The sequence below is a fragment of the Pseudomonas sp. 2,4-D genome (assembly GCF_030418155.1).
Taxonomy (GTDB): Bacteria; Pseudomonadota; Gammaproteobacteria; order Pseudomonadales; family Pseudomonadaceae; genus Aquipseudomonas; species Aquipseudomonas alloputida.
In genome coordinates this window covers 301,714-327,721 of record NZ_JAUHUI010000001.1, presented here as the reverse complement: position 1 = coordinate 327,721, position 26,008 = coordinate 301,714, and the positions used below count along the sequence as shown (strand labels likewise).

Annotated in this window: 24 protein-coding genes and 1 pseudogene; 13 read left to right on the top strand and 12 right to left on the bottom strand. The window is 62.7% G+C overall.

The features are described from left to right. Positions 1-127: 127 nt before the first annotated feature. Together rho and trxA are read right to left on the bottom strand one after the other, a co-directional pair. Complete coding sequence (rho, locus tag QYE47_RS01555; RefSeq protein WP_003253661.1) at positions 128-1,387, bottom strand: transcription termination factor Rho; 1,260 nt, start codon at positions 1,385-1,387, stop codon at positions 128-130. Between the two features lie 227 nt (positions 1,388-1,614). Continuing rightward, positions 1,615-1,944, bottom strand: coding sequence for a thioredoxin TrxA (trxA, locus tag QYE47_RS01550; RefSeq protein WP_003253660.1), 330 nt, complete (start codon positions 1,942-1,944; stop codon positions 1,615-1,617). A gap of 253 nt (positions 1,945-2,197) precedes the next feature. On the opposite strand from trxA, the gene ppx reads away from it, so the two are divergent. Continuing rightward, a complete protein-coding gene (gene ppx / locus QYE47_RS01545) occupies positions 2,198-3,700 on the top strand; it encodes an exopolyphosphatase (RefSeq protein WP_019437344.1) in 1,503 nt (500 codons plus the stop codon). Here the strand turns inward: ppx and ppk1 are convergent. Then, a complete protein-coding gene (gene ppk1, locus QYE47_RS01540) occupies positions 3,687-5,930 on the bottom strand; it encodes a polyphosphate kinase 1 (RefSeq protein ID WP_014592807.1) in 2,244 nt (747 codons plus the stop codon). The genes ppx and ppk1 overlap by 14 nt on opposite strands. 213 nt (positions 5,931-6,143) lie before the next feature. On the opposite strand from ppk1, the gene QYE47_RS01535 reads away from it, so the two are divergent. Then, entirely contained in the window at positions 6,144-6,788 is a 645-nt protein-coding gene (locus QYE47_RS01535) for a DedA family protein (protein WP_080771103.1), read from the top strand. Positions 6,789-7,289: 501 nt separating this feature from the next. Here the strand turns inward: QYE47_RS01535 and QYE47_RS01530 are convergent. Beyond that, positions 7,290-7,916 (bottom strand): annotated as a pseudogene (locus QYE47_RS01530) (sterol desaturase family protein); the annotation flags it as partial. Between the two features lie 112 nt (positions 7,917-8,028). On the opposite strand from QYE47_RS01530, the gene elbB reads away from it, so the two are divergent. Beyond that, a complete protein-coding gene (elbB, locus tag QYE47_RS01525; RefSeq protein ID WP_041167111.1) occupies positions 8,029-8,688 on the top strand; it encodes an isoprenoid biosynthesis glyoxalase ElbB in 660 nt (219 codons plus the stop codon). Positions 8,689-8,892: 204 nt separating this feature from the next. Here elbB and QYE47_RS01520 read toward each other — a convergent pair whose 3' ends face one another. After that, complete coding sequence (locus QYE47_RS01520) at positions 8,893-9,345, bottom strand: YaiI/YqxD family protein (protein WP_014592810.1); 453 nt, start codon at positions 9,343-9,345, stop codon at positions 8,893-8,895. Positions 9,346-9,511: 166 nt separating this feature from the next. On the opposite strand from QYE47_RS01520, the gene QYE47_RS01515 reads away from it, so the two are divergent. Beyond that, a complete protein-coding gene (locus QYE47_RS01515; RefSeq protein WP_014592811.1) occupies positions 9,512-12,367 on the top strand; it encodes a class I adenylate cyclase in 2,856 nt (951 codons plus the stop codon). 68 nt (positions 12,368-12,435) lie between these two features. On the opposite strand, the gene rnk is transcribed toward QYE47_RS01515, so the two are convergent. The 3 genes from rnk to cyaY all read right to left on the bottom strand — a co-directional run bounded on the left by rnk (position 12,436) and on the right by cyaY (position 13,551). Continuing rightward, positions 12,436-12,846 carry a nucleoside diphosphate kinase regulator gene (gene rnk / locus QYE47_RS01510; RefSeq protein ID WP_003253652.1) on the bottom strand — a complete coding sequence of 137 codons (411 nt, stop codon included), beginning with the start codon at positions 12,844-12,846 and terminating at the stop codon, positions 12,436-12,438. A gap of 146 nt (positions 12,847-12,992) precedes the next feature. Beyond that, on the bottom strand, positions 12,993-13,217 hold the full coding sequence (locus QYE47_RS01505) for a DUF1289 domain-containing protein (RefSeq protein WP_003253651.1): 225 nt from the start codon (positions 13,215-13,217) through the stop codon (positions 12,993-12,995). A gap of 1 nt (position 13,218) precedes the next feature. Then, entirely contained in the window at positions 13,219-13,551 is a 333-nt protein-coding gene (gene cyaY / locus QYE47_RS01500) for an iron donor protein CyaY (RefSeq protein ID WP_014592812.1), read from the bottom strand. A gap of 239 nt (positions 13,552-13,790) precedes the next feature. On the opposite strand from cyaY, the gene QYE47_RS01495 reads away from it, so the two are divergent. Genes QYE47_RS01495 through QYE47_RS01470 form a run of 6 tightly spaced genes read left to right on the top strand, consistent with a single transcriptional unit; the run spans position 13,791 to position 18,416 of the window. Then, the gene (locus QYE47_RS01495) at positions 13,791-14,009 is read left to right on the top strand and encodes a lipoprotein (protein WP_070384453.1); all 219 of its coding nucleotides are present in this window, start codon (positions 13,791-13,793) and stop codon (positions 14,007-14,009) included. Positions 14,010-14,018: 9 nt separating this feature from the next. Then, entirely contained in the window at positions 14,019-15,266 is a 1,248-nt protein-coding gene (gene lysA, locus QYE47_RS01490) for a diaminopimelate decarboxylase (RefSeq protein WP_070384454.1), read from the top strand. 4 nt (positions 15,267-15,270) lie between these two features. Next, a complete protein-coding gene (dapF, locus tag QYE47_RS01485) occupies positions 15,271-16,101 on the top strand; it encodes a diaminopimelate epimerase (protein ID WP_014592814.1) in 831 nt (276 codons plus the stop codon). Between the two features lie 13 nt (positions 16,102-16,114). Next, entirely contained in the window at positions 16,115-16,825 is a 711-nt protein-coding gene (locus tag QYE47_RS01480) for a DUF484 family protein (protein ID WP_014592815.1), read from the top strand. Next, entirely contained in the window at positions 16,825-17,724 is a 900-nt protein-coding gene (gene xerC / locus QYE47_RS01475) for a tyrosine recombinase XerC (RefSeq protein WP_014592816.1), read from the top strand. Before QYE47_RS01480 ends, xerC begins: the two co-directional genes overlap by 1 nt. Then, positions 17,721-18,416, top strand: coding sequence for an HAD family hydrolase (locus tag QYE47_RS01470; protein ID WP_003253644.1), 696 nt, complete (start codon positions 17,721-17,723; stop codon positions 18,414-18,416). The genes xerC and QYE47_RS01470 overlap by 4 nt, the downstream gene beginning before the upstream one ends. 181 nt (positions 18,417-18,597) lie before the next feature. On the opposite strand, the gene sutA is transcribed toward QYE47_RS01470, so the two are convergent. The 3 genes from sutA to glnK all read right to left on the bottom strand — a co-directional run bounded on the left by sutA (position 18,598) and on the right by glnK (position 21,074). Then, positions 18,598-18,927 carry a transcriptional regulator SutA gene (gene sutA, locus QYE47_RS01465; protein WP_003253643.1) on the bottom strand — a complete coding sequence of 110 codons (330 nt, stop codon included), beginning with the start codon at positions 18,925-18,927 and terminating at the stop codon, positions 18,598-18,600. 429 nt (positions 18,928-19,356) lie between these two features. Continuing rightward, positions 19,357-20,688: an ammonium transporter gene (locus QYE47_RS01460; RefSeq protein WP_010955751.1), complete on the bottom strand. Its 1,332-nt coding sequence runs from the start codon at positions 20,686-20,688 to the stop codon at positions 19,357-19,359. Between the two features lie 47 nt (positions 20,689-20,735). Beyond that, positions 20,736-21,074, bottom strand: coding sequence for a P-II family nitrogen regulator (glnK, locus tag QYE47_RS01455; RefSeq protein WP_002555808.1), 339 nt, complete (start codon positions 21,072-21,074; stop codon positions 20,736-20,738). Between the two features lie 536 nt (positions 21,075-21,610). Here glnK and QYE47_RS01450 point away from each other — a divergent pair. Then, positions 21,611-21,877, top strand: a complete 267-nt coding sequence (locus tag QYE47_RS01450) for an accessory factor UbiK family protein (protein WP_014592818.1) — start codon at positions 21,611-21,613, stop codon at positions 21,875-21,877. Further along, entirely contained in the window at positions 21,878-22,231 is a 354-nt protein-coding gene (locus QYE47_RS01445; protein ID WP_041167112.1) for a gamma-glutamylcyclotransferase family protein, read from the top strand. Here the strand turns inward: QYE47_RS01445 and QYE47_RS01440 are convergent. Next, positions 22,185-24,254: a DUF4034 domain-containing protein gene (locus QYE47_RS01440; RefSeq protein WP_080557838.1), complete on the bottom strand. Its 2,070-nt coding sequence runs from the start codon at positions 24,252-24,254 to the stop codon at positions 22,185-22,187. The genes QYE47_RS01445 and QYE47_RS01440 overlap by 47 nt on opposite strands. Before the next feature lie 262 nt (positions 24,255-24,516). Between QYE47_RS01440 and QYE47_RS01435 the strand changes: the two genes are divergently transcribed. Further along, the gene (locus QYE47_RS01435) at positions 24,517-26,007 is read left to right on the top strand and encodes a YifB family Mg chelatase-like AAA ATPase (protein WP_041167208.1); all 1,491 of its coding nucleotides are present in this window, start codon (positions 24,517-24,519) and stop codon (positions 26,005-26,007) included. Position 26,008 lies beyond the last annotated feature (1 nt).

Sequence of the window (26,008 nt, the reverse complement as noted above, 5' to 3'; positions counted from 1 at the left end):
TGGGGCCGCTATGCATCCCTTCGCGGGCAAGCCCGCTCCTACAAGGGCCGCAATGACCTGTGCAGGAGCGGGCTTGCCCGCGAAGGGCCGCAAGGCGGCCCCAATCAATCCAGCCTGAAACGCTCGCTTACTTGCGCTTCATCGACAGGAAGAACTCATCGTTGGTCTTGGTCTGCTTGAGCTTGTCGACCAGGAACTCGATGGCAGCGATTTCGTCCATCGGGTGCAGCAGCTTGCGCAGAATCCACATACGCTGCAGCTCGTCGTCAGCGGTCAGCAACTCTTCGCGGCGGGTGCCGGAGCGGTTGATGTTGATGGCCGGGAACACACGCTTCTCAGCAATGCGGCGGTCCAACGGCAGCTCCATGTTGCCGGTGCCCTTGAACTCTTCGTAGATCACTTCGTCCATCTTCGAGCCGGTTTCAACCAGCGCAGTGGCGATAATGGTCAGCGAACCGCCTTCCTCGATGTTACGCGCAGCACCGAAGAAGCGCTTGGGCTTCTCGAGGGCGTGGGCGTCGACACCACCGGTCAGCACCTTGCCGGAGCTCGGGATCACGGTGTTGTAGGCACGTGCCAGTCGAGTGATCGAGTCCAGCAGGATAACCACATCTTTCTTGTGCTCGACCAGGCGCTTGGCCTTCTCGATCACCATCTCGGCAACCTGCACGTGGCGGGTTGGCGGCTCGTCGAAGGTGGAAGCAACCACTTCGCCACGCACGGTGCGCTGCATTTCGGTCACTTCTTCCGGGCGCTCGTCGATCAGCAGGACGATCAGGTGGCACTCGGGGTTGTTGCGGGTAATATTGGCCGCAATGTTCTGCAGCATGATCGTCTTACCGGCTTTCGGCGGGGCAACGATCAGGCCGCGCTGGCCTTTGCCGATCGGGGCGCACAGGTCGATGACGCGACCGGTCAAGTCTTCGGTGGAGCCGTTACCGGCCTCCATCTTCAGGCGCTTGTTCGGGAACAGCGGCGTCAGGTTTTCGAACAGGATCTTGTTCTTCGCGTTTTCCGGGCGGTCGAAGTTGATGGTATCGACCTTCAGCAGGGCGAAGTAACGCTCCCCTTCCTTCGGTGGGCGGATCTTGCCGACGATGGTGTCGCCGGTACGCAGGTTGAAACGGCGGATCTGGCTGGGCGAGACATAGATGTCGTCTGGGCCGGCCAGGTAGGACGCATCAGCCGAACGCAGGAAACCGAAACCATCCTGGAGAATCTCCAGCACGCCGTCACCCGAGATCTCTTCGCCGCTTTTCGCATGCTTCTTCAGCAGGGCGAAAATCACGTCCTGTTTGCGCGAACGGGCCATGTTTTCGATGCCCATCTGTTCGGCCATTTCCAAAAGATCGGTAATCGGCTTTTGCTTGAGTTCAGTCAGGTTCATAAGGGGAATGACGTAATCATGTAAGAAGGGAGAATTAAGCTTCTGGCTTAATGAGGCCGCGCCGCTGGATGGCGACAGGATCGCGTACTGATTCGAATTAGGGATGCTTCGGCGACGGCATGTAGAGGGCACTGGAAAAGCAGTGCGAGGCCGAATGTAACACTTGCTTTTTTCTGCGTCTAGTGCTCTGAAAAAGAAAAGCCCCGCATTTGCGGGGCCTTTTCACATCACAGGTGGGCGTCGAGGAATGCGGCCAGCTGCGATTTGGACAGTGCACCAACCTTGGTGGCTTCGACGTTGCCGTTCTTGAACAGCATCAGCGTCGGGATACCACGCACACCGTGCTTGGCCGGGGTTTCCTGGTTCTCGTCGATGTTCAGCTTGGCGACGGTCAGTTTGCCCTCGTAGGTGGAAGCGATGTCGTCCAGAACCGGAGCGATCATCTTGCATGGACCGCACCATTCAGCCCAGTAGTCGACCAGTACCGCGCCTTCGGCCTTCAGGACATCGGCTTCGAAGGAGGCGTCGGTGACATGTTTGATCAGATCGCTGCTCATGGATATCTCCAGGGTCGTAAGCAAAAAACGTGGCCCATGATAGCCGCACCTACGCCGGACAGGAAGCCACGGACGATTGAGTGTAACTATAGTTGCGCAAGACGCCGCGAATCGAAACTGTCATATGGCCGTCATAGAATCGAATGGCACATTGCCTTGCATCAAGGCCAGTACAACGGCTGAGTGTCACGCGTTGGCGATAGCCTGCTATCGTGGCACGATTGCCAGGTTAACGACCGAGAACAACCAGATCATGCCGCATACCATCGCGAAGAACCTGTCCCTGATCGCCGCCATCGACCTTGGCTCCAACAGTTTTCACATGGTCGTGGCCAAGGCCCACCATACCGAAATCCGCATCCTTGAGCGGCTCGGCGAGAAGGTTCAACTGGCCGCAGGCATCGACGAAGAGCGCATGCTCAGTGAAGAGGCAATGGAAAGAGGCCTGGATTGCCTCAAGCGCTTTTCCCAGCTGATCAACGGCATGCCGGCAGGCTCCGTGCGCATCGTCGGCACCAACGCCTTGCGCGAAGCGCGCAACCGTAACGAATTCATCCAGCGCGCCGAAGCCATCCTCGGCCACCCGGTGGAGGTCATCTCCGGCCGTGAAGAGGCGCGCCTGATCTACCTGGGCGTGTCGCACACCCTGGCCGACACACCCGGCAAGCGCCTGGTGGCCGACATCGGCGGCGGCAGTACCGAATTCATCATTGGCCAGCGCTTCGAGCCGCTGCTGCGCGAAAGCCTGCAGATGGGTTGCGTGAGCTTTACCCAGCGCTATTTCCGCGACGGCAAGATCACCCCGGCCCGCTATGCCCAGGCCTACACTGCCGCGCGCCTGGAACTGATGAGCATCGAAAATGCCCTGCACCGCCTGACCTGGGATGAGGCCATCGGCTCATCCGGCACCATTCGCGCCATCGGCGCGGCCATCAAGGCCGGCGGCCTGGGCAATGGCGAGGTCAACGCCGAAGGCCTGGCCTGGGTCAAACGCAAGCTGTTCAAGCTGGGCGAAGTCGACAAGATCGACTTCGACGGCGTCAAGCCGGACCGCCGCACTATCTTCCCGGCGGGCTTGGCGATTCTCGAAGCCATCTTCGATGCCCTTGAATTGCACCGTATGGATCACTGCGACGGCGCCCTGCGCGAAGGTGTGCTGTTCGATCTGCTCGGCCGTCACCACCACGAAGATGTGCGCGAACGCACCCTGAACTCGCTGATGGAGCGCTATCACGTGGACCAGGGCCAGGCTGCGCGCGTCGAGCGCAAGGCGTTGCACGCATTCGACCAGGTGGCCGATGCCTGGGACCTGAAAGACGGAAACTGGCGCGATCTACTGGGCTGGGCCGCTAAAGTTCACGAAATCGGGCTGGACATTGCCCATTATCACTACCACAAGCACGGCGCCTATCTGATCGAGCACTCGGACCTGGCAGGCTTTTCCCGGGAAGATCAGCAGATGATGGCCCTGCTGGTGCGTGGCCACCGCCGCAACATTCCCAAGGACCGTTACGCCGAACTGGGTGATGAAGGGGTCAAGCTGCTGCGCCTGTGCGTGTTGCTGCGCTTCGCCATCCTGTTCCACCACATCCGCGGCACCCAGCAGATGCCAACAGTAGAACTGCACGGCGGGGACAACAGCCTGGATGTAGCCTTCCCTGAAGGTTGGCTGGAGCAGAATCAGCTGACCCAGGCCGACTTCGCCAACGAGGCGGAGTGGCTGGCCCGGGTCGGCTTCGTCCTCAGCGTACGTTGAGGACCGGGTTGCTCAGGCGCTCCAGCAGGGTCGCCTGAACGCTGCGCGGGTTCTGGTTGCCGGTCGGGGTGCTGCGCACGTAGCGCCCGTCGGGCTGCAAGGTCCAGGCGTGGGTATTGTCGGTCAGGTAGCCTTCCAGCTCCTTCTTCACCCGCAGCAACAGTTTCTTGCCTTCCACCGGGAAGCAGGTCTCGACACGCTTGTCGAGGTTGCGCTCCATCCAGTCGGCGCTAGACAGGTAGATCTGCTCTTCGCCGCCATTGAGGAAGTAGAACACCCGCGTGTGCTCGAGGAAGCGGCCAATGATCGAGCGCACCTGGATGTTGTGCGAAACCCCCGGAATGCCCGGGCGCAGGCAGCACATGCCACGCACCACCAAGTCGATTTTCACGCCCGACTGGCTGGCCTTGTACAGCGCCTTGATGACTTTGGCGTCGGTCAGCGAGTTGAACTTGGCGATGATGTGCGCCGGCTTGCCTTCGAGGGCAAACTGGGTTTCCCGCGCGATCATGTCGAGCATGCCCTTTTTCAGGGTGAACGGCGCATGCAGCAGCTTCTTCATGCGCAGGGTCTTGCCCATGCCGATCAGCTGGCTGAACAGCTTGCCGACGTCTTCGGTGAGCGCATCGTCAGAAGTCAGCAGGCTGTAGTCGGTGTACAGGCGGGCGTTGCCGGCGTGGTAGTTGCCGGTGCCCAGGTGCGCGTAACGCACGATCTCGCCCTGCTCGCGGCGCAGAATCAGCATCATCTTGGCGTGGGTCTTGAAGCCAACCACACCGTAGATCACTACCGCACCAGCCGCTTGCAGGCGGCTGGCCATCTGCAGGTTGGACTCCTCGTCAAAACGCGCACGCAACTCGATCACCGCAGTGACCTCCTTGCCGTTACGCGCCGCGTCCACCAGGGCGTCGACGATTTCCGAGTTAGCCCCCGAGCGGTACAGGGTCTGGCGCACGGCGAGCACGTGCGGGTCCTTGGCGGCCTGGCGCAACAGGTCGACCACTGGCGTGAAGGACTCGAACGGGTGCATCAGCAGGATGTCCTGCTTGCTGATCACACTGAAAATGTTGTCAGCGTTCGCCAGCAGCTTGGGGATCGCCGGGGTGAACGGCGTGTATTGCAGTTCCGGGTGGCTGTCCAGGCCGGTGATGCTGAACAGGCGGGTGAGGTTGACCGGGCCATTGACCTGGTACAGCTCGCTTTCGCTGAGGCTGAACTGCTTCAACAGGTAGTCCGACAGGTGTTTCGGACAGGTGTCGGCCACCTCCAGGCGCACGGCGTCACCGTAGCGGCGCGAGAACAGCTCGCCGCGCAGCGCGCGGGCCAGGTCGTCGACCTCTTCAGAGTCCAGCGCCAGGTCGGCGTTGCGCGTCAGACGGAACTGATAGCAGCCCTTCACCTTCATGCCCTGGAACAGGTCGTCGGCATGCGCGTGGATCATCGACGACAGGAACACGTAGTTTGCACCCGGGCCGCCCACCTCTTCCGGCACGCGAATAACCCGCGGCAACAGGCGTGGTGCCGGGATGATCGCCAGACCCGAGTCGCGACCGAAGGCGTCCACCCCCTCGAGCTCGACTATGAAGTTGAGGCTCTTGTTCACCAGCAGCGGGAACGGGTGAGTCGGGTCGAGGCCAATCGGGGTAATGATCGGGGCAATTTCGTCGCGGAAGTAGCGGCGTACCCAGGTCTTGAGCTTGGGTGTCCAGTAGCGGCGGCGGATGAAGCGGATCTGGTGCTTTTCCAGCTCAGGCAGCAGCACGTCGTTGAGGATCGCATACTGACGATCCACCTCGATGTGCACCAGTTCGCTGATGCGCGCCAGCGCCTGGTGCGGCTGCAGGCCATCGGCGCCGGCCTGTTCACGGGCGAAGTTGATCTGCTTCTTCAGGCCGGCGACGCGAATCTCAAAGAACTCGTCGAGGTTGCTGGAGAAGATCAACAGGAACTTGAGACGTTCCAGCAGCGGGTAGTTCTCGTCCAGTGCCTGCTCCAGCACCCGGATATTGAACTGCAGTTGCGAGAGTTCGCGATGAATGTACAGGCTGCTGTCGTCCAGGCCAGGGACGGCGATGGCCGGCGGCGGCGCGGGCACCGGAGCCACAGGCTCGACCACCTGTTCCGCTACAGGCTCGGCCACCGGAGGCAGGTCTGGCGGGGTCTGTAGCATCTCTTCTGGAAGCTCCTGAGCATCCTTGATCGCGACAGGGCTTAGCACTTCATTATTCATCTGGCGTTCCTGAGGACGTTAACGCCCTATCATCTATTGAGCGGCAAGATAAGCGCTCATTATGACGCCCGTGTTACACACATCGGCAAGCCGTGGCAAGTGGCCTCTGGCATTGTCTGCGCTGGAAATGTTCACGTCGAGACACATTTGGACACTTTCACGAACGCGCGCGAAGGGGTAGGCTGCGCGTTCATTTCGCCAGCACCTCAGAAAATGCTTCAACAATTCCTGCAGGATTTCGGCTACTTCGCCCTTTTTCTAGGCACCTTCTTTGAAGGCGAGACCATTCTGGTGCTTGCGGGATTCCTTGCGTTCCGCGGTTACATGGATATCAATCTGGTATGCCTGGTGGCCTTCTTCGGCAGCTACGCGGGCGACCAGTTGTGGTACTTCATGGGCCGACGCCACGGGCGCAGGATCCTGGCGCGCAAGCCGCGCTGGCAGGCAATGGGTGACCGGGCGCTGGACCACATCCGCCGCCACCCCGATATCTGGGTGCTGAGCTTCCGCTTTGTCTATGGTTTGCGCACGGTCATGCCGGTGGCCATCGGCCTGTCGGGTTACCCGCCACGCCGTTACCTGCTGTTGAACGGGATAGGCGCGGGCGTCTGGGCAGTGGCCCTGGGCGCCGCCGCCTACCACTTCGGCGCCATCCTCGAAGGCTTGCTGGGCAACGTCAAGCGTTACGAGCTATGGGTGCTTGGCGGCCTGGTGGCGCTGGGCGGCCTGCTGTGGCTGCGCCGGCGCTTCCGTACTCTGCGCGCAGAGCGCAGGGCGGCGAGCCAGGCCCAGCCCCCAGAGGCTGAGCAGGCTGTAGGCCACGAGCAGAAGCCAGGCCAGCGGCGCGACCACCGCTAAGCCCAAGGCGCCGGCCAGGTACAATGCCGGCGCATTCAGACACAACCGCGCCAACTCCAGGCGTGCAGACCAGGGCCGGTTCTCCAGCAACGCGCCCAGCACGAACAAACCAAACGCCATCAGTGACCAGCCGAGCACCAGCGCGGCGACCGACACGCGGTCGGCCACGTCCATCAGGTAGCTGCCCAAGGCCACATAAACCACGAACTGCGCCGCCACATAGGCTTGTTGCCCGCGCCCCAGGGCAATCTCGAACTTGCGAAACAGCGCCAGGTCCTGCTTGGCCTGTGGGTAGCGTGCGGCCACATCGGCCGGGCGCCAGCCGGTAGGCATGAACCAGATACGCAGCTTGTCCCACAGGCTGGTGGTGCGCCGGGCGTCATGCCAGAGCTGGGCATAGAACTGCAGGTTGGCCCATAGCGGGTTCCAACTGGCCAGCGGTGTGGTCACCCCGAACACCACCGGTTCGGCCGGGTCCTCCTCCTTGAAAGTGCCGAACAGACGGTCCCAGAGAATGAACACACCACCGTAATTGCGATCCAAGTAAGCAGGGTTTTGCGCATGGTGGACGCGATGATTGGACGGCGTGATCAACACCCACTCCAGCCAGCCAAGCTTGGGAATATGCCGGGTATGTACCCAGAACTGATACAGCAGGTTGAGCGAGGCCACGGTAATGAACACCAGTGGCGGCACGCCCAGCAGCGCCAGCGGCAGGTAGAACAGCCACGAGAAGATGAACCCGCTACTGGTCTGGCGCAGCGCCGTGGTGAGGTTGTACTCCTCGCTCTGGTGATGCACCGAGTGCGCAGCCCACAGCACGTTGCGCTCATGCCCCAGGCGGTGCAGCCAGTAGTAACAGAAGTCGTACAGGACGAAGGCCAGCAACCAGACCCACCCTGCCTGCGCCGGCAATTGCAGCAGCGTCAGGTGCTCGAAGACCAGGGCATAGGTGACCAGCCCTACGCCTTTGGTCAGCAGGCCGGTACTGGTCGACAGTGCGCCGGTACTCAGGCTGTTGATCGAGTCGGCCAGGGTGAAATTGCGCTGGCCGCGCACGCGGTCGGCGACCAGCTCTACGGCTATCAGCACAAAAAAGAACGGTACGGCCAGCAGTATCAGGTCCATGGGCGCGACCTCAGGCGTTATCCACCAAGATTAGGCCGCCCCCACAGGAATCCCTATGGCGACATCTGCCAAACTAGAGGACATTTAGCGCCTCGACACTGGAGTAATGAGCATGACAAAAAAAGTAGCGGTGATTCTTTCCGGCTGTGGCGTGTATGACGGCGCCGAAATCCACGAAAGCGTGATCACGCTGCTGCGCCTCGACCAGCGCGGTGCGCAGGTGCAGTGCTTCGCGCCGAACATCGCACAGATGCATGTAATCAACCATCTGACCGGCGAAGAAATGCCCGAATCGCGCAATGTGCTGGTGGAGTCGGCGCGCATCGCCCGCGGCGAGGTCAAGGATATCCGTGAGGCCAAGGCCGAAGACTTCGATGCGCTGATCGTGCCGGGTGGTTTCGGGGCAGCAAAAAACCTCTCCAACTTTGCCGTGGAAGGCGCCAATTGCAGCGTGAACCCAGACGTGCTGGCTTTGGCCGAAGCCTTCGCCGACGCCTGCAAACCCGTTGGCCTGATCTGCATCTCGCCGGCGCTGGCGGCGAAGATCTATGGGCCGGGCGTGGTCTGCACCATCGGGAGCGATGCCGGCACTGCGGCGGCTGTCGAAAAGATGGGCGGCACCCATGAAGAATGCGATGTACACGACATTGTCGAAGACACCCAGCGCAAGCTCGTGACTACCCCGGCGTACATGGAGGCCAAGTCGATCAGCGAGGCGGCGGGCGGGATCTACAAGCTGGTGGACCGAGTGCTGGAGCTGACGCACGCGTAAGTTACTGCGTTAGCTTCTTCGCGGGCATGCCCGCTCCCACAGGTCCAGCGCAGGCTTCAAGGCCACGCGGTACCTGTGGGGCAACTGTCTTGCTCAAATCTGAAAAGCCTGCGCGATCGCCTGTAGGAGCGGGTTTACCCGCGAACACCGGCAGAGCCGGTGCCATCCACCGCGCCAGGCTGGGCTGTCGCCTACAAGAATCTGTCAGCCTTTCGAGAGCCGGGCAATGATCCGGTCCAGTGCATTGGCAAACGCCTGTTTCTCACGTTCGCCATAGGCCGCCTGCCCGCCCCCCACCTGGCCCTGCTCACGCAGCTCGGTGAACAGGTTGCGCGCCGCCAGGCGGTCGCCCATGTTGCGCTCGTCGAACTCACGCCCACGCGGGTCCAGCGCGGCCACGCCCTTTTTCACCAGGCGGTCGGCCAGCGGCACGTCACTGCAGATCACCAGCTCGCCCGGCACGGCGTGCTCCACAATGTAATCGTCGGCCGCATCCATGCCGCTGGGCACCACGATCAGGCGCACGATCGCGAACGCTGGCTTGGCCACCGCCTGCCCCGCCACCATCACCACCTCAAACTTGCGCTTGAGGGCGAACTTGACGATCAGATCCTTGGCTGCCTTGGGGCAGGCGTCGGCATCGATCCATACACGCATTGGACACTCTCTACATGAACTCACTGCGCCCATCATGCCTGAAGCGCAGCGAAAGCTGGAGCAGCCGAGCGCTGGAAAAATGGCGCCAAAATTTCAATTACCGCTTATCCGACCCCGCCACTCAGGCTAAACTCGCCACAGCTTCAATGGCCTGCCCGAGCGCGCAATGAACCACCCTCACGAAATCCGCCCTGACCTGGACGAAGGCATCGACCGCAAGGTCCTGGCGACATTGCGTGCGCGCTTCCTGCATCTGAACCAGGGCCGACTGCAGCGGGCAAAGGAAGGCCTGTCAACGCGCCAGCAACAGGTACTGTCATTGCTGCCGCTGCTGTTTCACGTGAACCACCCGCTATTGCCGGGTTACGTCTCCGGCAGCACCCCCGCGGGCGTATCGGCTTACGAGCCAAGCGCCGAACTGGTGGCAGATGCCCAACGCCTGGCCCGCTCGTTCACTTACAAGGCACAGCTTGGCAACCCGCCACGCCCGATCCACGGCCTGTTCCTGATGGGCAGCCTGGGCTCGCTGGCGCAGGCCGAGCACAGCGACATGGACCTGTGGGTGTGCCATGCACCCGGCTTGCCCGAACAGCTGCTGGGTGAGCTGCGCCGCAAGTGCCAGCTGCTGGAGGCCTGGGCGGCAAGCCTGGGCGCCGAAGCACACTTTTTCCTGATCGACACACAGGGCTTCGCCCAGGGTCAGCGCGATGGCCAGCTCGGCTCCGACGACTGCGGCACCACCCAGCATTACCTGCTGCTGGACGAGTTCTACCGCACCACCCTGTGGCTGGCCGGGCGCACGCCGCTGTGGTGGCTGGTACCGGTGTACGAGGAGCACAACTATTACAGCTACACCCAGACCTTGCTGTCCAAGCGCTTCATCCGCAGCCAGGAAGCCCTTGACCTCGGCAACCTGGCGCACATTCCGCCCGGTGAGTTCGTCGGCGCGGGCCTGTGGCAATTGTTCAAAGGCATCGACTCGCCCTACAAATCGCTGCTCAAACTGCTGCTGACCGAAGCCTACGCCAGCGAACACCCTGCGGTGCGCTGCCTGAGCCTGGACTACAAGCAGGCAGTGTTTGCCAACCAGCTCGACCTCGACGAGCTGGACCCCTACGTGATGGTCTACCGGCGCATCGAACGTTACCTGCTGCAACGCGGCGAAACCGCGCGCCTGGAGCTGGTAAGACGCAGCCTGTACCTGAAGGTGAACAAGAAGCTCAGCGACCAGGGCCGCAGCCATGGCTGGCAACGCCGGCTGCTGCAGCGCCTGGCCGACGAGTGGGGCTGGGACCAGCGCCAGTTGGCCCTGCTGGACAGCCGCAGCCAATGGAAAGTGCAGCAGGTCGCCGTCGAGCGGCGTGAGCTGGTGGCCGAGCTTAACCTCAGTTATCGCTTCCTCAGCCAGTTCGCCCGCACCCAGAACGCCAGCAGCCGCGCCGACCAGCGCGATCTCAATGTGCTGGGCCGGCGCCTGTACGCCGCCTTCGAGCGCCGCGCCGGCAAGGTCGAAGTGATTAACCCCGGCATCGCCCCTGACCTCGCCGAAGACACCCTGACGCTGGTCCAGGCACCCAACCGCAAGGAGCCGGGCAGCTACCACTGGGAGCTGTACAGCGGCAACCTGAGCACCCATGAGGTAGAGCACTTCAGCCCGATGAAGCGCTGCCGTGAGCTACTCGAACTGCTGACCTGGGCCCATCGCAACGGGGTGATCGACAGCAGTACCCGCATGGCACTGCATCCAGGGGCCAGCGACCTCGGGGAGTTCGAGCTGTTCAACCTGCTGGGCTGTCTGCGGCAAAGTATCCCCCTGCCCTTGCCGACCGTCAGCGAAGTGCGCCTTTTGCAGCCCAGCGTTGCCGATGAAGTGTTGTTGCTGGTCAACGTCGGCGTCGACCCGCTGCGCCACCACCGCGACCTGAACGTGCTGATGACCACAGAGCGCACCGACGCGTTGAGCTACGCTGGCGTGCGCGAAAACCTGGTGCTGACCCTGGACCAGGTCACCGTCAACAGCTGGAACGAGGTGCTGGTCCAGCGCTATGACGGCGAACACGCGCTGGTGCGCTGCCTGCGCGACTTCCTCAACAGCCCGGCGCAGCGCGGCCACCGGCCACGGGTGCGGGTACGCTGCTTCTGCCAAAGCCGCGCCCAGCCTATCGGCCAGCGCGTAGAGGAAATTTTCGACACAGTGCAGCTGCTGCGGGACCAAGGGCTCCACCACCGCTACCTGCTACAAGTGGCCCAACACACCCATGTGCTGGAGCTTTTGCCCGAGCATGTCAGCCTGACGACCCTGGCCGAGCATGAGGCGCTACTGGCCTACCTGGGCGAAGAACGCAGCGCCTACAGCCCGCTGTACCTGGATGCCAATGCCCTGCAGGATCACGACCTGCGCCTGGTGCTGGAGCAAGGCCGGCCAGCCTGTATTCAGGTGTTCTACCGCCTGCAGGGCGGCTGGGCCGACGTGTATGTGCTGGATGAATACAACGCATTGTGGCAACAACGCCTGCCGCTGCATGACGAAGCGCATCTGCTGTTGCCACTGCAACGCTTTCTGCGCTCGGTGGTGATGCGCCGCGATGCACGCCTGCCCCTCGATAGCCTGCGGCCCGCCTCGCTGGATATCCACTTCGCGCAACTGTTGCCCACCGGCCCAGGCAAGGCACGCAGCATCGAGGCGCGCCTGCCCCCGGCCGAGGGCAGTGACCAGCCTTACTATGAGGTACAGGCGATTATCCAGGCCGGTGTGGCGGGTGTGGCGCATGTGACGCTGTACTGCGACCAGCAGGAGTTTTCCGAACTGGAACATGGTGAGCAGCTGTATGCGGTGGTGGCCCGGCAGATCATCGGTCAGCGCCGTGGCGCAGAGCAGTACCGGTGCTATATCACCGACCTGGATTTGTCCGAGCTGCTGGATGACCGGCTTGGGGCAACGCAGATCTACCTGAGCTACAAGCGGGTGCTGGAGCAGGCTTTGAATGAGGGGCTGGAACAGGTTTTGGCGCAGGGCGCCTGAACTCGCAGCACAAGACCACTGTGGAACAGCCTTGTGCTGCAATCGTGCCGCGAAGCGGCCCCTGGCCCTTACAGGTCGTAATCGCCCGCTGCTTCCGGCTGGTACTCCACTTCCAGCAGCTTCAGCTTGAGGGTCTTGCCCCCCGGTGCCGGCCAGTCGATCTGCTCGCCCACCGACAGCCCCAGCAAGGCGCAGCCAATCGGCGCCAGGATCGAGACCTTGCCTTCCGGCCCGGCATCCTTGGGGTACACCAGTGTCAGGTGGTAGTCCTTGCCGCTGGCTTCCTCACGGCAGTGCACCCGCGAGTTCATGGTCACCACGCCTGCCGGCACTTCCTCGTGACCGACCACCTGCTCGGCGCGGTCAAGCTCGTCCTGCAGGGCGAGCACACCCGGCGTACTCTCGTCGAGGCTGTCGATCAGACGCTCCAGACGTTGTACGTCCAATCGGGTGAGGATGAGGGAAGGCTTGGTGCTCATGATCCAGTCAGACTCCTTTGAACAGGCAGTTTTCAATGTGCAAATAAAGCAAAACCCCGCCCAAGGGCGGGGTTTGAGAAGGCTTTGGCGTCACCGACGCAGAACCCGACACTACCACAGCCGGGCAAATACTCAAGCCCCTGCGCTCAGTGTGCCTTAGCCTGCTCGCGCAAGACCTGGGCCTCGCGGCAGATCTGCCGGCGCCGTTCGTCATCGGCCGAGCGCCATTCGCGAATGTGCTCGACATGCCGATGGCAACCGGTGCACACCCGCTGTTCGTCCAGCCGGCATACGCTGATGCACGGTGACGGCACTGCAGGGCTGACGTTGCTGTAAAGCGGCTTGGGCGGCCGGGCCTGGGCGCTACTCATGTCAGATTTCGTCGAAGTCCAGCTTCTCGCCGGCCCGCTCCCAGACGATACGCTCGAGCATTTCACCCAGCAACTCTTCGCTCTTTTCGCACACCCACTTGCCACTGTCTTCATCGTAATCGAAGTGGAAACCACCGGAGCGGTCGGCAAGCCACAGCTGGCGCAGTGGCTCCTGACGGCTGAAGATCAGCTGGGCGCCACCCTCGAACTTGACGGTCAGGACACCGCCGGAGTTCTCCATGTCCAGGTCCAGGCCGCTCTCGTCGAACAGATCTTCCAGGGCCTGTTGGGTCGCGTCGACCAGATCATGGAAACGCGCTTCACTCAAACTCATTGCAGGAACCTCGAAATTGGCTGCGTTACAGGCAAGCCGGGCAAGATACGGGCGCTTGCCGCCGAATGCAAAGGTTTAGCCGTTGCGTTCACCGGCCTCTTCGCCGGCAAGCCCGCTCCTACGGGGGGCTGCGCAGAGGCTAAGCATAGCCCGCCCGGCGAACCGGTCCTTGCATAGGCAAGCCGCCGGTCGCTCGGTATACTCGGGCGCAATACTGCATTTTTCTAAGGATTTCACCCATGAAGCGCCTGATTTCCTCCTTCGCGGCGCTGGTCGCTGTTGCCTGCCTCGTTTCGGCCTGTGGCCAGAAAGGCCCGCTGTATCTGCCTGAAGATGGCGATAACGGCAAAGCGCACACGTCGCACCAGCACCAGCAAAAAGCCAAGCCGGCCCCGGCACAAGAACAGCAGCCCGAGCTGCAGTCCGAGCCCGAGCCCGAGCAGTCGCCAGCGCAGTAAGGAAACCAGATGAACGCTTTCAACTACCGCGACGGTGAGCTGTTCGCGGAAGGCGTGGCCCTGTCGGCCATTGCTGAACGTTACGGCACCCCCACCTACGTGTACTCGCGCGCCCACATCGAGGCCCAGTACCGTAGCTACGCAGACGCCCTGCAAGGCACCGAGCACCTGGTGTGCTTCGCGGTCAAGGCCAACTCCAACCTTGGCGTGCTGAACGCGCTGGCGCGCCTGGGCGCAGGCTTCGACATTGTTTCCGGTGGTGAACTGGAGCGTGTGCTGGCCGCTGGCGGGCGTGCCGACCGCGTGGTGTTCTCCGGCGTCGGCAAAACCCGTGAAGACATGCGCCGCGCCCTGGAAGTTGGCGTGCACTGCTTCAACGTCGAATCCACCGACGAGCTGGAGCGCCTGCAAGTAGTCGCCGCCGAAATGGGCAAGGTTGCCCCGGTGTCGCTGCGGGTCAACCCGGACGTCGATGCCGGTACCCACCCGTACATCTCCACCGGCCTTAAAGAAAACAAGTTCGGCATCGCCATTGCCGATGCCGAGGCCATCTACGTACGCGCCGCACAGCTACCGAACCTGGAAGTGGTCGGTGTCGACTGCCACATCGGCTCGCAGCTGACCACCGTCGAGCCATTCCTCGACGCCCTCGACCGCCTGCTGGTGCTGGTCGACCGCCTGGCCGAGTGCGGCATACACCTGCGCCACCTGGACCTGGGTGGCGGTGTCGGCGTGCGCTACCGCGACGAACAGCCACCACAGGTGGCCGACTACATCAAGGCCATCCGCGAGCGCGTGGGCGAGCGCGACCTGGCCCTGGTGTTCGAACCAGGCCGCTACATCGTCGCCAACGCTGGCGTGCTGCTGACCCGCGTGGAATACCTCAAGCACACCGAACACAAGGACTTCGCCATCATCGATGCAGCGATGAACGACCTGATCCGCCCGGCCCTGTACCAGGCCTGGATGGGTGTCAGTGCGGTCAAGCCACGTGCAGGCGAAGGCCGTGCCTATGACCTGGTCGGCCCTATCTGCGAGACTGGCGACTTCCTCGGCAAGGACCGCGTCCTCAACCTGGCCGAAGGTGACCTGCTGGCCGTAGAGTCCGCGGGCGCCTATGGTTTTGTCATGAGTTCCAACTACAACACCCGTGGCCGTTGCGCTGAAATCCTGGTCGACGGCGACCAGGCGTTCGAAGTACGCCGCCGCGAGACCATCGCCGAACTGTATGCTGGCGAAAGCCTGCTGCCGGAGTAAGCCCATGCTGCTGCGTTTTACCAAGATGCATGGGCTGGGCAACGACTTCATGGTCCTGGACCTGGTCAGCCAGCACGCGCACATCCAGCCCAAGCACGCCAAGCAATGGGGTGACCGCCATACCGGTGTCGGCTTCGACCAGTTGCTGATCGTCGAGGCGCCGAACAACCCGGAAGTGGACTTCCGCTACCGCATCTTCAACGCCGACGGCTCCGAGGTCGAGCAATGCGGCAACGGTGCGCGCTGCTTTGCCCGCTTCGTGCTGGACAAGCGCCTGACCGCGAAAAAGCGCATCCGCGTGGAAACCAAGAGCGGTATCATCGTGCTGGACGTGCAGAACGACGGCCAGGTGAGTGTCGACATGGGCCCACCCCGCTTCATCCCTGCTGAAATCCCCTTCGTTGCTGACGCGCAGGCGCTGAGCTACCCACTGGAGGTCGACGGCCAGCTGCATTCCATAGCCGCCGTGTCCATGGGTAACCCGCACGCCGTGCTGCGTGTCGACGACGTGCATACTGCCCCCGTGCACGAGCTGGGCCCGAAGATCGAAAACCACCCACGCTTCCCACAGCGGGTGAATGCCGGCTTCATTCAAGTCATCGACCGCCACCGCGCCAACCTGCGCGTGTGGGAACGCGGCGCCGGCGAAACCCAGGCTTGCGGCACCGGCGCCTGCGCCGCGGCCGTGGCGGCGATCAGCCAGGGCTGGATGGACTCCCCGGTGTCCCTCGACCTGCCCGGTGGCCGCCTGCACATCGAATGGGCCGGCCCCGGCAAGCCCGTGATGATGACTGGCCCGGCCGTACGCGTCTATGAAGGACAGGTTCGTCTCTAAACGAGTAACCGCCATGACCGATCAGCCCAAGGTTGTACCCAAGCAGTCCGCCGAGCTCGATGCCGAAGCGGTGGTCGCCTACCTGCGCGCCCACCCCACCTTCTTCGCCGAGCACGACGAGCTGCTGATCGAACAGCACATCCCGCACCAGCGAGGAGACAGCGTGTCGCTGGTGGAACGCCAGCTCAAGCTGCTGCGTGACCGCAATATCGAAATGCGCCATCGCCTGTCGCAACTGATGGACGTGGCCCGCGACAATGACCGGCTGTTCGACAAGACTCGCCGGCTGATCCTTGACCTGCTCGATGCCGGCAGCCTGGAAGAAGTGGTAATGGCGGTTGAAGACAGCCTGCGCCAAGAGTTCCAGGTGCCCTTCGTCAGCCTGATCCTGTTCGGCGACAACGTCGCGCCGGTCGGGCGCTGGGTCAGCAATGCCGAGGCGCAGCAAGCCATCGGTGCCCTGCTGGGCGGTGGCAAGACCGTCAGTGGCAACCTGCGCGAGCACGAGCTGGCGTTCCTGTTCGGTGAAGAACAGCGCCGGGAAGTAGGCTCCAGCGCCGTGGCAGCTCTTGAGTACCAAGGGCTGCATGGGGTTCTGGCCATTGGCAGCCGCGACCCGCAACACTACAAGAGCAGCGTCGGCACCCTTTTCCTCGGTTATATCGCCGAGGTACTCGGCCGCGTTGTGCCACGCGTTACCCAGACCCTGCGCCCGGTACGCTGATGAAACGCCAGCTGGAGGCTTATTGCGCACACCTGCGCAATGAGCGCCAGGTGTCGGAGCACACCTCGCAGGGCTACCGTCGCGACCTGGAAAAAGTCATCGCATACTGCGAAGAACACGGCATTGCCGATTGGCAGGCGCTGCAAATCCAGCAGCTGCGCCAGCTGATCGCCCGCTTGCACCACCATGGCCAGTCTCCGCGCAGCCTGGCACGCCTGCTGTCGGCAGTGCGCGGCCTGTACCGCTATCTCAACCGCGAAGGCCTGTGCCAGCACGATCCGGCCACCGGCCTGAGCGCGCCCAAAGGTGAGCGGCGGCTGCCCAAAGTACTGGATACCGACCGCGCACTGCAGCTGCTCGATGGTGGCGTCGACGACGACTTCATCGCCCGGCGTGACCAGGCGATCCTCGAACTGTTCTATTCCTCGGGCCTACGCCTATCGGAACTGACCAACCTCGATCTTGATCACCTCGACCTCGCCGCCGGCCTGGTGCAGGTACTGGGCAAGGGTGGAAAAGCCCGCGTACTGCCGGTGGGTCGCAAGGCTCGCGAGGCGTTGCAGGCCTGGTACCGTTTGCGCGGCATCGGCAACCCACGCGACCGTGCAGTGTTCATTACCCGCCAGGGCAATCGCATCAGCCCCCGGGCAGTGAGGCTGCGGGTAAAGGTTGCCGGTGAGCGTGAGCTGGGCCAACACCTGCACCCGCACATGCTTCGCCATTCCTTCGCCAGCCATGTGCTGGAATCATCCCAGGACCTGCGCGCGGTGCAGGAGATGCTCGGCCACGCCGACATCAGCACGACGCAAATCTACACCCACCTGGACTTCCAGCACCTGGCCGCGGTGTACGACAGCGCCCACCCTCGGGCCAAACGCAGCAAAGGCACAGACTCATGAGCATCAAGCTGATCACCTTCGACCTCGACGATACCCTGTGGGACACCGCGCCGGTGATTGCCACCGCGGAAGTCGTGCTGCGCGACTGGCTCGAAGCCAACGCACCAACCCTCGGCAGCGTGCCGGTGGAACACCTGTTCGCCATCCGCGAGCGTCTGGTGCAAGCAGAGCCCGGCCTCAAGCACCGCATCAGCGCCCTGCGCAGGCGCGTGCTGTTCCATGCCCTGGAAGAGGTAGGCTACAGCGAGCAGCACGCACAGGCGCTGGCCAACGAAGGCTTCGAAGTGTTCCTGCATGCGCGCCACCAGGTGGAGATCTTCCCAGAGGTACAACCGGTGCTTGAGATCTTGCGCCATCAATACATCCTGGGCGTGGTCACCAACGGCAATGCCGACGTCAGCCGGCTGGGGCTGGCCGATTACTTCCGTTTTGCCCTGTGCGCCGAGGACCTGGGCATTGGCAAGCCAGACCCGGCGCCGTTCCTCGAAGCGCTACGCCGTGGCGAGGTGGACGCGGGTGCGGCGGTGCACATCGGCGATCACCCTGGCGATGACATTGCCGGTGCTCAGCGCGCCGGTTTGCGCGCGGTGTGGTTCAACCCGCAGGGCAAGGCCTGGGCTGGCGATCAGGCGCCGGACGCCGAGATCCAGCGCCTGTCGCAACTGCCCGACGTGCTCGCGCGCTGGCGCTGACGAGGGCCGCTTTGCGGCCCATTCGCGGGCACGCCCGCTCCCACAGGGACCGCGCAGGCCCTGGCCCCTGTGGTGAACCTGTGGAAGCGGGCATGCCCGCGAAGAGGCCGGCGCAGGCAACACAAAACCCACAGGCATAAAAAAGCCCGCAGCGACGGCGGGCTTTTTTGCGATCAGCCACTCAGATAGGGCGGCTGCCGTACTTGTTGTCCGGCTTCTTGGGCGGGTCAGCGACCACGTTGGCCTCGACTTCCTGCACCTTGCCACCACGAGAAAGGAATTCTTCCATCGCCTTGGCCAGTGCATCACGCTCTTTCTGCTTGGCTTCCATGCTAGGCATCTCGTCTACCGAGACTGCTGCCTTGGATTTGCCCTTGGCAACGGGTGCCGGGCTGCTGTCGTCATCGCCAGCGTCTTCCACGCCGTCGTCAGCCGCCCCTTCAAGGACCTCATCACCCTCGTCTTCGTCGCCTACTTCGAGGTCATCATTTTCCAGATCGTCGTCGCTCATGTTCTACCTCATGACTTGCGAAAAGCAGGTTGGTTATAGACCAGTGCAGCCGTAGACCGGCAACCACCAGTGAAAATTCAACTGGCCGTGGGTTAGGCCACTGCCCTTGGGTCGGCACTCGTGATGGGAGGCGGCACCCAGCAGGCCCTGCTCCTGGCAGGACCTGACAAATCCATTAGCCCCTGCTGGCCACACGCTATTGGCAAGCCTAGCAAAGGCTGGCGAAGTGTGTGGACTACTCGTCAAACACCCTTCGGCGCGCATTCTAGCGCGCCCGTGGAAAAAGCAAAGCACCATAAACGCCCTGTGGCTTGTAAGTTTTTTACCTACGTCACGAACGTGTCGAATAAACCGTTTGCCGTGCGGGAAATGCTGAAAAACTGGCAAAAAAATGCCCGGCAAGCCGGGCAAATTTTTACCGCGCCGCAGTTACAGGTTGTAGCCGCGTTCGTTGTGCTGAGCCAGGTCGAGGCCGACCGACTCTTCTTCTTCGTTGACCCGCAGGCCCATCACCACATCCAACACCTTGAGAATCACGTAGGTGACGATGGCGGTGTAGACCACGGTGAAAATCACACCTTTGGCCTGGATCCAGACTTGCATGCCGATGTCGGTGACGGTACCGAAGCCGCCCAGCGCCGGGGCCGCGAATACACCCGTCAGGATGGCGCCGATGATGCCGCCAACACCGTGCACGCCGAAGGCATCCAGCGAATCGTCATAGCCGAGTTTGCGCTTGAGCGTGGTGGCGCAGAAGTAGCAGAGCACACCCGAAACCAGGCCGATGATCAGCGCGCCAATCGGCCCGACGGTGCCCGCAGCCGGGGTGATGGCGACCAGGCCAGCAACCACGCCCGAAGCGATGCCCAGAGCACTTGGCTTACCGTGACCGACCCACTCGGCGAACATCCAGCCCAGGGCGGCGGCGGCGGTAGCGATCTGAGTGACCAGCATGGCCATGCCGGCAGTACCGTTGGCGGCAGCAGCAGAGCCTGCGTTGAAACCGAACCAGCCGATCCACAGCATCGCTGCACCCATCAGGGTATAGCCGAGGTTGTGCGGGGCCATCGGCGTGGTCGGGTAGCCCTTGCGCTTGCCCAGTACCAGGCAGCAGACCAGGCCTGCGATACCGGCGTTGATGTGCACCACGGTGCCGCCAGCGAAGTCCAGTACGCCCCAGTCCCACATCAGGGCACCGTCACCGCTCCACACCATGTGGGCGATCGGCGCATATACCAGGGTGAACCAGATACCCATGAATACGAGCATCGCCGAGAACTTCATGCGCTCGGCAAAGGCACCGACGATCAACGCCGGGGTGATGATGGCGAACGTCATCTGGAAGGTGATGAACACCGCTTCAGGGAACAGCGCGGTGGCCGAGGTCAGGCTGTCAGGCGTGACACCGCTGAGGAAGGCCTTGGAGAAGCCGCCAACGAAGGAGTTGAAGTTGAGCACGCCCTTTTCCATACCGGCAGTATCGAAGGCCATGCTGTAGCCGTAGACGACCCAGAGAATGCTCATCAGCCCGGTGATTGCAAAGCATTGCATCATCACCGACAGCACGTTCTTGGATCGCACCATGCCGCCATAGAACAGGGCCAGGCCCGGAATGGTCATGAACAGCACCAGCGCCGTTGCGGTCAGCATCCAGGCGGTGTCGCCGGAATTAAGCGCTGGGGCAGCTTCCTCTGCCAGGGCAAGCCCGGGCATTACGAGGGACAATAGGGCTCCTAGCCCTGCGATCTTACGCAGAGTCATGTTGTTTTCTCCTGGGGCGTTGGGTTTGGTGAGGCTTTTTTTGCTGCTTAGATCGCGTCGGTATCGGTTTCGCCGGTACGGATGCGGATCGCCTGCTCCAGATTCACCACGAAAATCTTGCCGTCACCGATCTTGCCGGTGTTGGCTGCCTTGGTGATGGCTTCGATTACCCGATCAAGGTCTTTGTCATCGATGGCGACATCGATCTTCACCTTGGGCAGGAAATCGACCACATATTCAGCACCGCGATACAGCTCGGTGTGGCCCTTCTGCCGACCGAAACCTTTGACTTCGGTGACGGTGATGCCCTGCACGCCGATTTCCGACAACGACTCGCGCACGTCGTCCAGCTTGAACGGCTTGATGATGGCTGTGACTAGCTTCATGAAACTCTCTCCCGATTTGGTGGACTTGCCCCAGGAAAACAAACCCGTCTCAAGTCTAAGCGCAGCGGTTGGCTTTGTAACGCGTCGTCGGCATCCGGCTCCGCGTGCGCACTGCCTGGTCACAAGGAACTGCTTCAGTGCATGGCTCGTACAGGTCTTTGCAGAAACCTTGCCAGTTCCGACAAAGCGCCGAAAAACAGAGCGTTATGTGATTTGGTCGGGATTGGCCAGTCGCCAGCATGGGAAACATGCACAATTTCGGTGCGCAGCAGCAGGGCAGGTTGCGCGAAAAATGTGCAACGGATTACAAACCGCAGATCATTCTTTTGGGAGCAACTGTCTTGCTCAATTTCTAAAAGTTGGCGCGATCGCTGTGGGAGCGGGCTTGCCCGCGAACACGGGCGAAGCCCGTGGCATCCACCGCGGTGTCTTCTTCGCGGGTAAACCCGCTCCTACGAAGGCCAATGTGCACTCAGGCGCCAGGTTTGCGCGTGCTACACTGGCGGCCATTTTTCTCAGTTTCAGTGGACAGCCCCATGCTCCCGCCCAAAGCCCTTCTCGATGCCCTGAGCGAACAGGCCTCGCGCCTGTTCAGCAGCGATGCCGCCCAGCCCCGTGCGGAACTGGAAAGCCAGTTCAAAGTGTTGATGCAAGGCGCCTTCAGCAAGCTGGACCTGGTCAGCCGCGATGAATTCGACAGCCAGATGGTCGTACTGGCGCGCACCCGCGCACGCCTCGAAGCCTTGGAAAAACAGGTAGCCGAGCTGGAAGCCCGGCTGAACCCAACTTCACAGGATGAATGAATGCAGCCCTCCAGCGCATACCCGGTACTGTTGTTTTCCTACGGCACCTTGCAGGATAAAGCCGTGCAACTGGCCAACTTTGGCCGTGAGCTGAACGGCCAGGCCGACCGTATGCCGGGCTACCGCATGGACTGGGTCGAGATCACCGACCCAGGCGTACTGGCGACCAGCGGCAAGTCCCATCACCCCATCGTTTCCCCCAGCAGCCAGGCCAACGACAGCGTCGCCGGCATGGTCTTTCAGATCAGCGAAGACGAACTGGCAGCGGCGGACCGCTATGAAGTTGCCGACTACAAGCGCGTCGCTGTCACCCTTGCATCGGGCCTGACAGCCTGGGTTTACGTGCGCGCCTGAGCCCGTCCGCTGCAGGTTGAACTTGCAACGACTCGGCGTGGGTAAAGGTCTGTTTCGGTGGTAGCTCACTCGCATGCAGTGTGCCGCGGAACAACGCCGCCCCGCACTGAGTAAACAACGTCTTCACCCGGTTGTGCGAATTGAGGACCTGGGCCTGGATATCACCAATGGCCGTATCCCTCGGCTGCAAGCTGGCCGCTCGGTTGACCCATTGGATGGCGGCAAAGCGGCTTTGCTTGCGGGTGCCACGCCCCTGCATCCAGGCCAGCCCCAGTTCGGCGCTGGCACGCCCTGCAAGCCACGGGTCCGGGTGCTCGACCAGGCTCAGCAGGTAAGCAACCGCCTCACTTCGCTCCTGCGCCTCACCAAACCGGCGTAACAAAATCCCCAGGTGCAACCGCGCACACGCATTGGTCTGCCCGTTGCCCAGCGCGTCGACAAGCAGGCGCCTGACCGCCAGCATGGCACTGCGCTCGTTCAAATCCTCATCGCCGTCCATGCGCAGGCAGGCCAGGTTGTATTTGGCCTGCCTGCTGCCCGCCTCCACCGCACGCTGCAGCCAGTACCCGGCTGCCTCGTCATCCAGGTAATGCGCCGGGGTGTTGGCCAGGCCGCCATGGTGCAGCTCGTACAAGGCCAGGGCAGCACCCGGCAGGTTCAGTTCGGCGCAGCGTTCATACAGGTAGCAGGCCACTTCATGCCGGTTGGCTGCCCACAGCAGCCGCGCCACTTCAAGCACTTCGAACCCCGGTGCCTGGCCCGCGCACTGGCGATTCACCGCCCGTTGCAACCATAGCCTTGCCTGCTCGGCCGAGCGTGGCAGCGCCCACAGCCCGAAACGGTGCCCGGCCGCGCGTAATGCACAGGCAGCAGCATGTGAACGGCCGTCACACAGGCGCTCAATGGCGCTGTGTAACAGTTGCCTCTCATCTGCCATGCCATCGCGCAGTACCAGCTCGACCAAACAGCGAAACGGCACGCCCATGGCGCGGATGGCGCCAAGATCGGCATTGCACGCCAAGCTCGCGGCAAAATCGCGCATAGCGCCAGCATGGTCGCCCGATGCCCTGCTGCGCAGCGCCCCCCGCCATGCCAGAACGACAGCACGTTCCCTGGGCCTCAACGGGCGTTGTGACCAGTCTTCGAACACGTGCTGCCAGTCGGCGACAGCCTGCACCTTGTCAGCCTGTGGCAGCATCAGCCGGCATTCGACGGCCATCCAGTGCAGCGCATTACGCAAGCGCTCGTCCCAGGTTGCGCACAACGGGCCATTGACCAACAGCTCGAACGCATCGAGGCTGCCGCCCCAGCGGGGCAGCAGGTACACAGCAAGGGCCTGGATCGCTTCGAAGCAACCGGAGCGGGCGATCAGCGCATGGCGCAGCCAGTAATAGCGAGGGTCCTCGTTTTCATGGTCGACCCGCTTGCCCAGGTAGCGCGGCAGCGACTGTGGCAGCTCGGCCAAGGGCAACAGACCATGCCTCACCAGCAACGGCGCTGCAGCTTCCTGTACCTCTACATCGGCATGGGCACTGGGCCTGAAGCGTGCAGGCTCCCCCTGAAACAGTTGCAGCAACCAACCAGGCTCATGGAACTGCGCACTGATGCGCAGCATGCCAATGGCCGCTGCCACGGGGTGCGCAGAGCGGTCCATCGCACGCAACAGGTGCGCGGTGGCGGATTCACAAATTTGCGCGACAGCCAGCAAGCGTGCAGCGTTGCGTTGGCCATCAACCTGCACCTGGCAGGCCCGGTGGAAGCAGTGCATACCCATTACCACCTGTGGGTGGTACGCCCTGGGGCACGCGTCGATCCAGGCTCTGAGCACTTGGCTCAGGGCCCTGTCACTCTGGTTTTCCTGGTCGAGCAGCATGTGCCCTTCAATGGCCGCCAGGTAGGCCGGGAACTCGCCGGGCGGGGCCTGACGCCACTGAGCCTCGAGCCTGTCGAAAAAGCGGTTGAGTTCAACGAATGCACTGGCCTGCACCAGTTCGCGCATTACCTGGTGCGTGCGGGTGAGCATTTGCACGGTGCAATACCTCAAGTCCATTTGAAAGAAGACGCAGTGCCATCCCATGGCAACTGCGGTTGCCCAACAACACTAAGTCATACCTGACGACTGCGCAAAACCTATTGGATCCATTTTTGCCGAAGCGCATGAAAACGCAGGGAAAACCCCTGCCCTGAAAAACCACGACGCACACTTGTTGCGCCTGCCATGGCAGCACTGGCTATTCTTTGCCCAGCCGCAGGAAGCGGCATTTTCCAGCAACAACGGAGTGTTCATGTCCCTAGCCCTCGTCCACAGCCGCGCCCAGGTAGGCGTGCAGGCACCGGCGGTCAGCGTCGAAACCCACCTGGCCAACGGCCTGCCTCATCTCACCCTGGTCGGCCTGCCGGAAACCACGGTCAAGGAAAGCAAGGACCGGGTGCGCAGCGCCATCGTCAACTCCGGGCTGAAGTACCCACAGCGGCGCATTACCCAGAACCTCGCCCCCGCCGACCTGCCCAAGGATGGCGGCCGATATGACCTGGCCATCGCCCTGGGCATCCTCGCCGCCGACGGCCAGGTGCCGATTGCCACCCTGACCGATATGGAATGCCTGGGCGAACTGGCGCTGTCGGGGAAATTGCGCCCGGTGCAGGGCGTGCTGCCTGCGGCACTGGCGGCACGCGAAGCAGGCCGGGCGCTGGTGGTACCACGGGAAAATGCCGAGGAAGCCAGCCTGGCCGGCGGGTTGGTGGTGTATGCGGTGGGCCACCTGCTGGAGTTGGTCGCCCACCTGAACGGCCAGGTGCCGCTGCCGCCCTACGCAGCCAACGGCCTGATCCTGCAGCAACGCCCCTACCCGGACCTGAGCGAGGTGCAGGGCCAACTGGCAGCCAAACGAGCCTTGCTGCTGGCTGCTGCCGGGGCGCACAACCTGCTGTTCACCGGGCCGCCCGGCACCGGCAAGACCTTGCTCGCCAGCCGCCTGCCCGGGCTGCTGCCACCGCTGGACGAGCACGAGGCGCTGGAAGTGGCGGCAATCCAGTCGGTCAGCGGGAAAGCACCGCTGAACAGCTGGCCACAGCGCCCCTTTCGCCACCCCCATCACTCTGCGTCCGGCCCGGCGCTGGTCGGTGGCGGTAGCCGACCGCAACCAGGTGAAATCACGCTCGCCCATCACGGCGTGTTGTTTCTCGACGAGCTTCCGGAGTTTGAGCGGCGCGTACTGGAAGTGCTTCGCGAGCCACTGGAGTCAGGTGAAATCGTGATTGCCCGTGCCCGCGACAAAGTGCGTTTCCCCGCGCGCTTCCAGCTGGTGGCAGCGATGAACCCCTGCCCTTGCGGCTACCTGGGCGACCCCACTGGCCGCTGCCGCTGCAGCACCGAGCAGATCGCGCGCTATCGCAACAAGCTGTCCGGGCCACTGCTGGACCGCATCGACCTGCACCTGACCGTGGCTCGCGAGAGCACTACGTTGAACAACCAGCCTTGCGGTGAAACCAGTGCCGATGTCGCCGTCAGGGTGGCTGAAGCGCGGGAGCTGCAGCACAGGCGACAAGGCTGTGCGAATGCATTTCTCGACCTTGAAGGTTTAAGGCATCACTGTGGGTTGGTAGCGGCGGACCAGGTCTGGCTGGAAGGGGCCTGCGAACGGCTGACCTTGTCGCTAAGGGCGGCGCACCGGTTATTGAAGGTGGCGCGGACACTGGCGGACCTGGAGCGATGCGAGACGATTGGACGGACGCACCTGGCCGAGGCCCTGCAGTACCGGCCAGGGAGCAGTTAGA

Excerpts from the sequence above, each read along its gene's own strand:
- rho (WP_003253661.1), bottom strand. The coding sequence starts at position 1,387 with ATGAACCTGACTGAACTCAAGCAAAAGCCGATTACCGATCTTTTGGAA.
- trxA (WP_003253660.1), bottom strand. The coding sequence starts at position 1,944 with ATGAGCAGCGATCTGATCAAACATGTCACCGACGCCTCCTTCGAAGCC.
- ppx (WP_019437344.1), top strand. The coding sequence starts at position 2,198 with ATGCCGCATACCATCGCGAAGAACCTGTCCCTGATCGCCGCCATCGAC.
- ppk1 (WP_014592807.1), bottom strand. The coding sequence starts at position 5,930 with ATGAATAATGAAGTGCTAAGCCCTGTCGCGATCAAGGATGCTCAGGAG.
- QYE47_RS01535 (WP_080771103.1), top strand. The coding sequence starts at position 6,144 with ATGCTTCAACAATTCCTGCAGGATTTCGGCTACTTCGCCCTTTTTCTA.
- elbB (WP_041167111.1), top strand. The coding sequence starts at position 8,029 with ATGACAAAAAAAGTAGCGGTGATTCTTTCCGGCTGTGGCGTGTATGAC.
- QYE47_RS01520 (WP_014592810.1), bottom strand. The coding sequence starts at position 9,345 with ATGCGTGTATGGATCGATGCCGACGCCTGCCCCAAGGCAGCCAAGGAT.
- QYE47_RS01515 (WP_014592811.1), top strand. The coding sequence starts at position 9,512 with ATGAACCACCCTCACGAAATCCGCCCTGACCTGGACGAAGGCATCGAC.
- rnk (WP_003253652.1), bottom strand. The coding sequence starts at position 12,846 with ATGAGCACCAAGCCTTCCCTCATCCTCACCCGATTGGACGTACAACGT.
- QYE47_RS01505 (WP_003253651.1), bottom strand. The coding sequence starts at position 13,217 with ATGAGTAGCGCCCAGGCCCGGCCGCCCAAGCCGCTTTACAGCAACGTC.
- cyaY (WP_014592812.1), bottom strand. The coding sequence starts at position 13,551 with ATGAGTTTGAGTGAAGCGCGTTTCCATGATCTGGTCGACGCGACCCAA.
- QYE47_RS01495 (WP_070384453.1), top strand. The coding sequence starts at position 13,791 with ATGAAGCGCCTGATTTCCTCCTTCGCGGCGCTGGTCGCTGTTGCCTGC.
- lysA (WP_070384454.1), top strand. The coding sequence starts at position 14,019 with ATGAACGCTTTCAACTACCGCGACGGTGAGCTGTTCGCGGAAGGCGTG.
- dapF (WP_014592814.1), top strand. The coding sequence starts at position 15,271 with ATGCTGCTGCGTTTTACCAAGATGCATGGGCTGGGCAACGACTTCATG.
- QYE47_RS01480 (WP_014592815.1), top strand. The coding sequence starts at position 16,115 with ATGACCGATCAGCCCAAGGTTGTACCCAAGCAGTCCGCCGAGCTCGAT.
- xerC (WP_014592816.1), top strand. The coding sequence starts at position 16,825 with ATGAAACGCCAGCTGGAGGCTTATTGCGCACACCTGCGCAATGAGCGC.
- QYE47_RS01470 (WP_003253644.1), top strand. The coding sequence starts at position 17,721 with ATGAGCATCAAGCTGATCACCTTCGACCTCGACGATACCCTGTGGGAC.
- sutA (WP_003253643.1), bottom strand. The coding sequence starts at position 18,927 with ATGAGCGACGACGATCTGGAAAATGATGACCTCGAAGTAGGCGACGAA.
- QYE47_RS01460 (WP_010955751.1), bottom strand. The coding sequence starts at position 20,688 with ATGACTCTGCGTAAGATCGCAGGGCTAGGAGCCCTATTGTCCCTCGTA.
- glnK (WP_002555808.1), bottom strand. The coding sequence starts at position 21,074 with ATGAAGCTAGTCACAGCCATCATCAAGCCGTTCAAGCTGGACGACGTG.
- QYE47_RS01450 (WP_014592818.1), top strand. The coding sequence starts at position 21,611 with ATGCTCCCGCCCAAAGCCCTTCTCGATGCCCTGAGCGAACAGGCCTCG.
- QYE47_RS01445 (WP_041167112.1), top strand. The coding sequence starts at position 21,878 with ATGCAGCCCTCCAGCGCATACCCGGTACTGTTGTTTTCCTACGGCACC.
- QYE47_RS01440 (WP_080557838.1), bottom strand. The coding sequence starts at position 24,254 with ATGCTCACCCGCACGCACCAGGTAATGCGCGAACTGGTGCAGGCCAGT.
- QYE47_RS01435 (WP_041167208.1), top strand. The coding sequence starts at position 24,517 with ATGTCCCTAGCCCTCGTCCACAGCCGCGCCCAGGTAGGCGTGCAGGCA.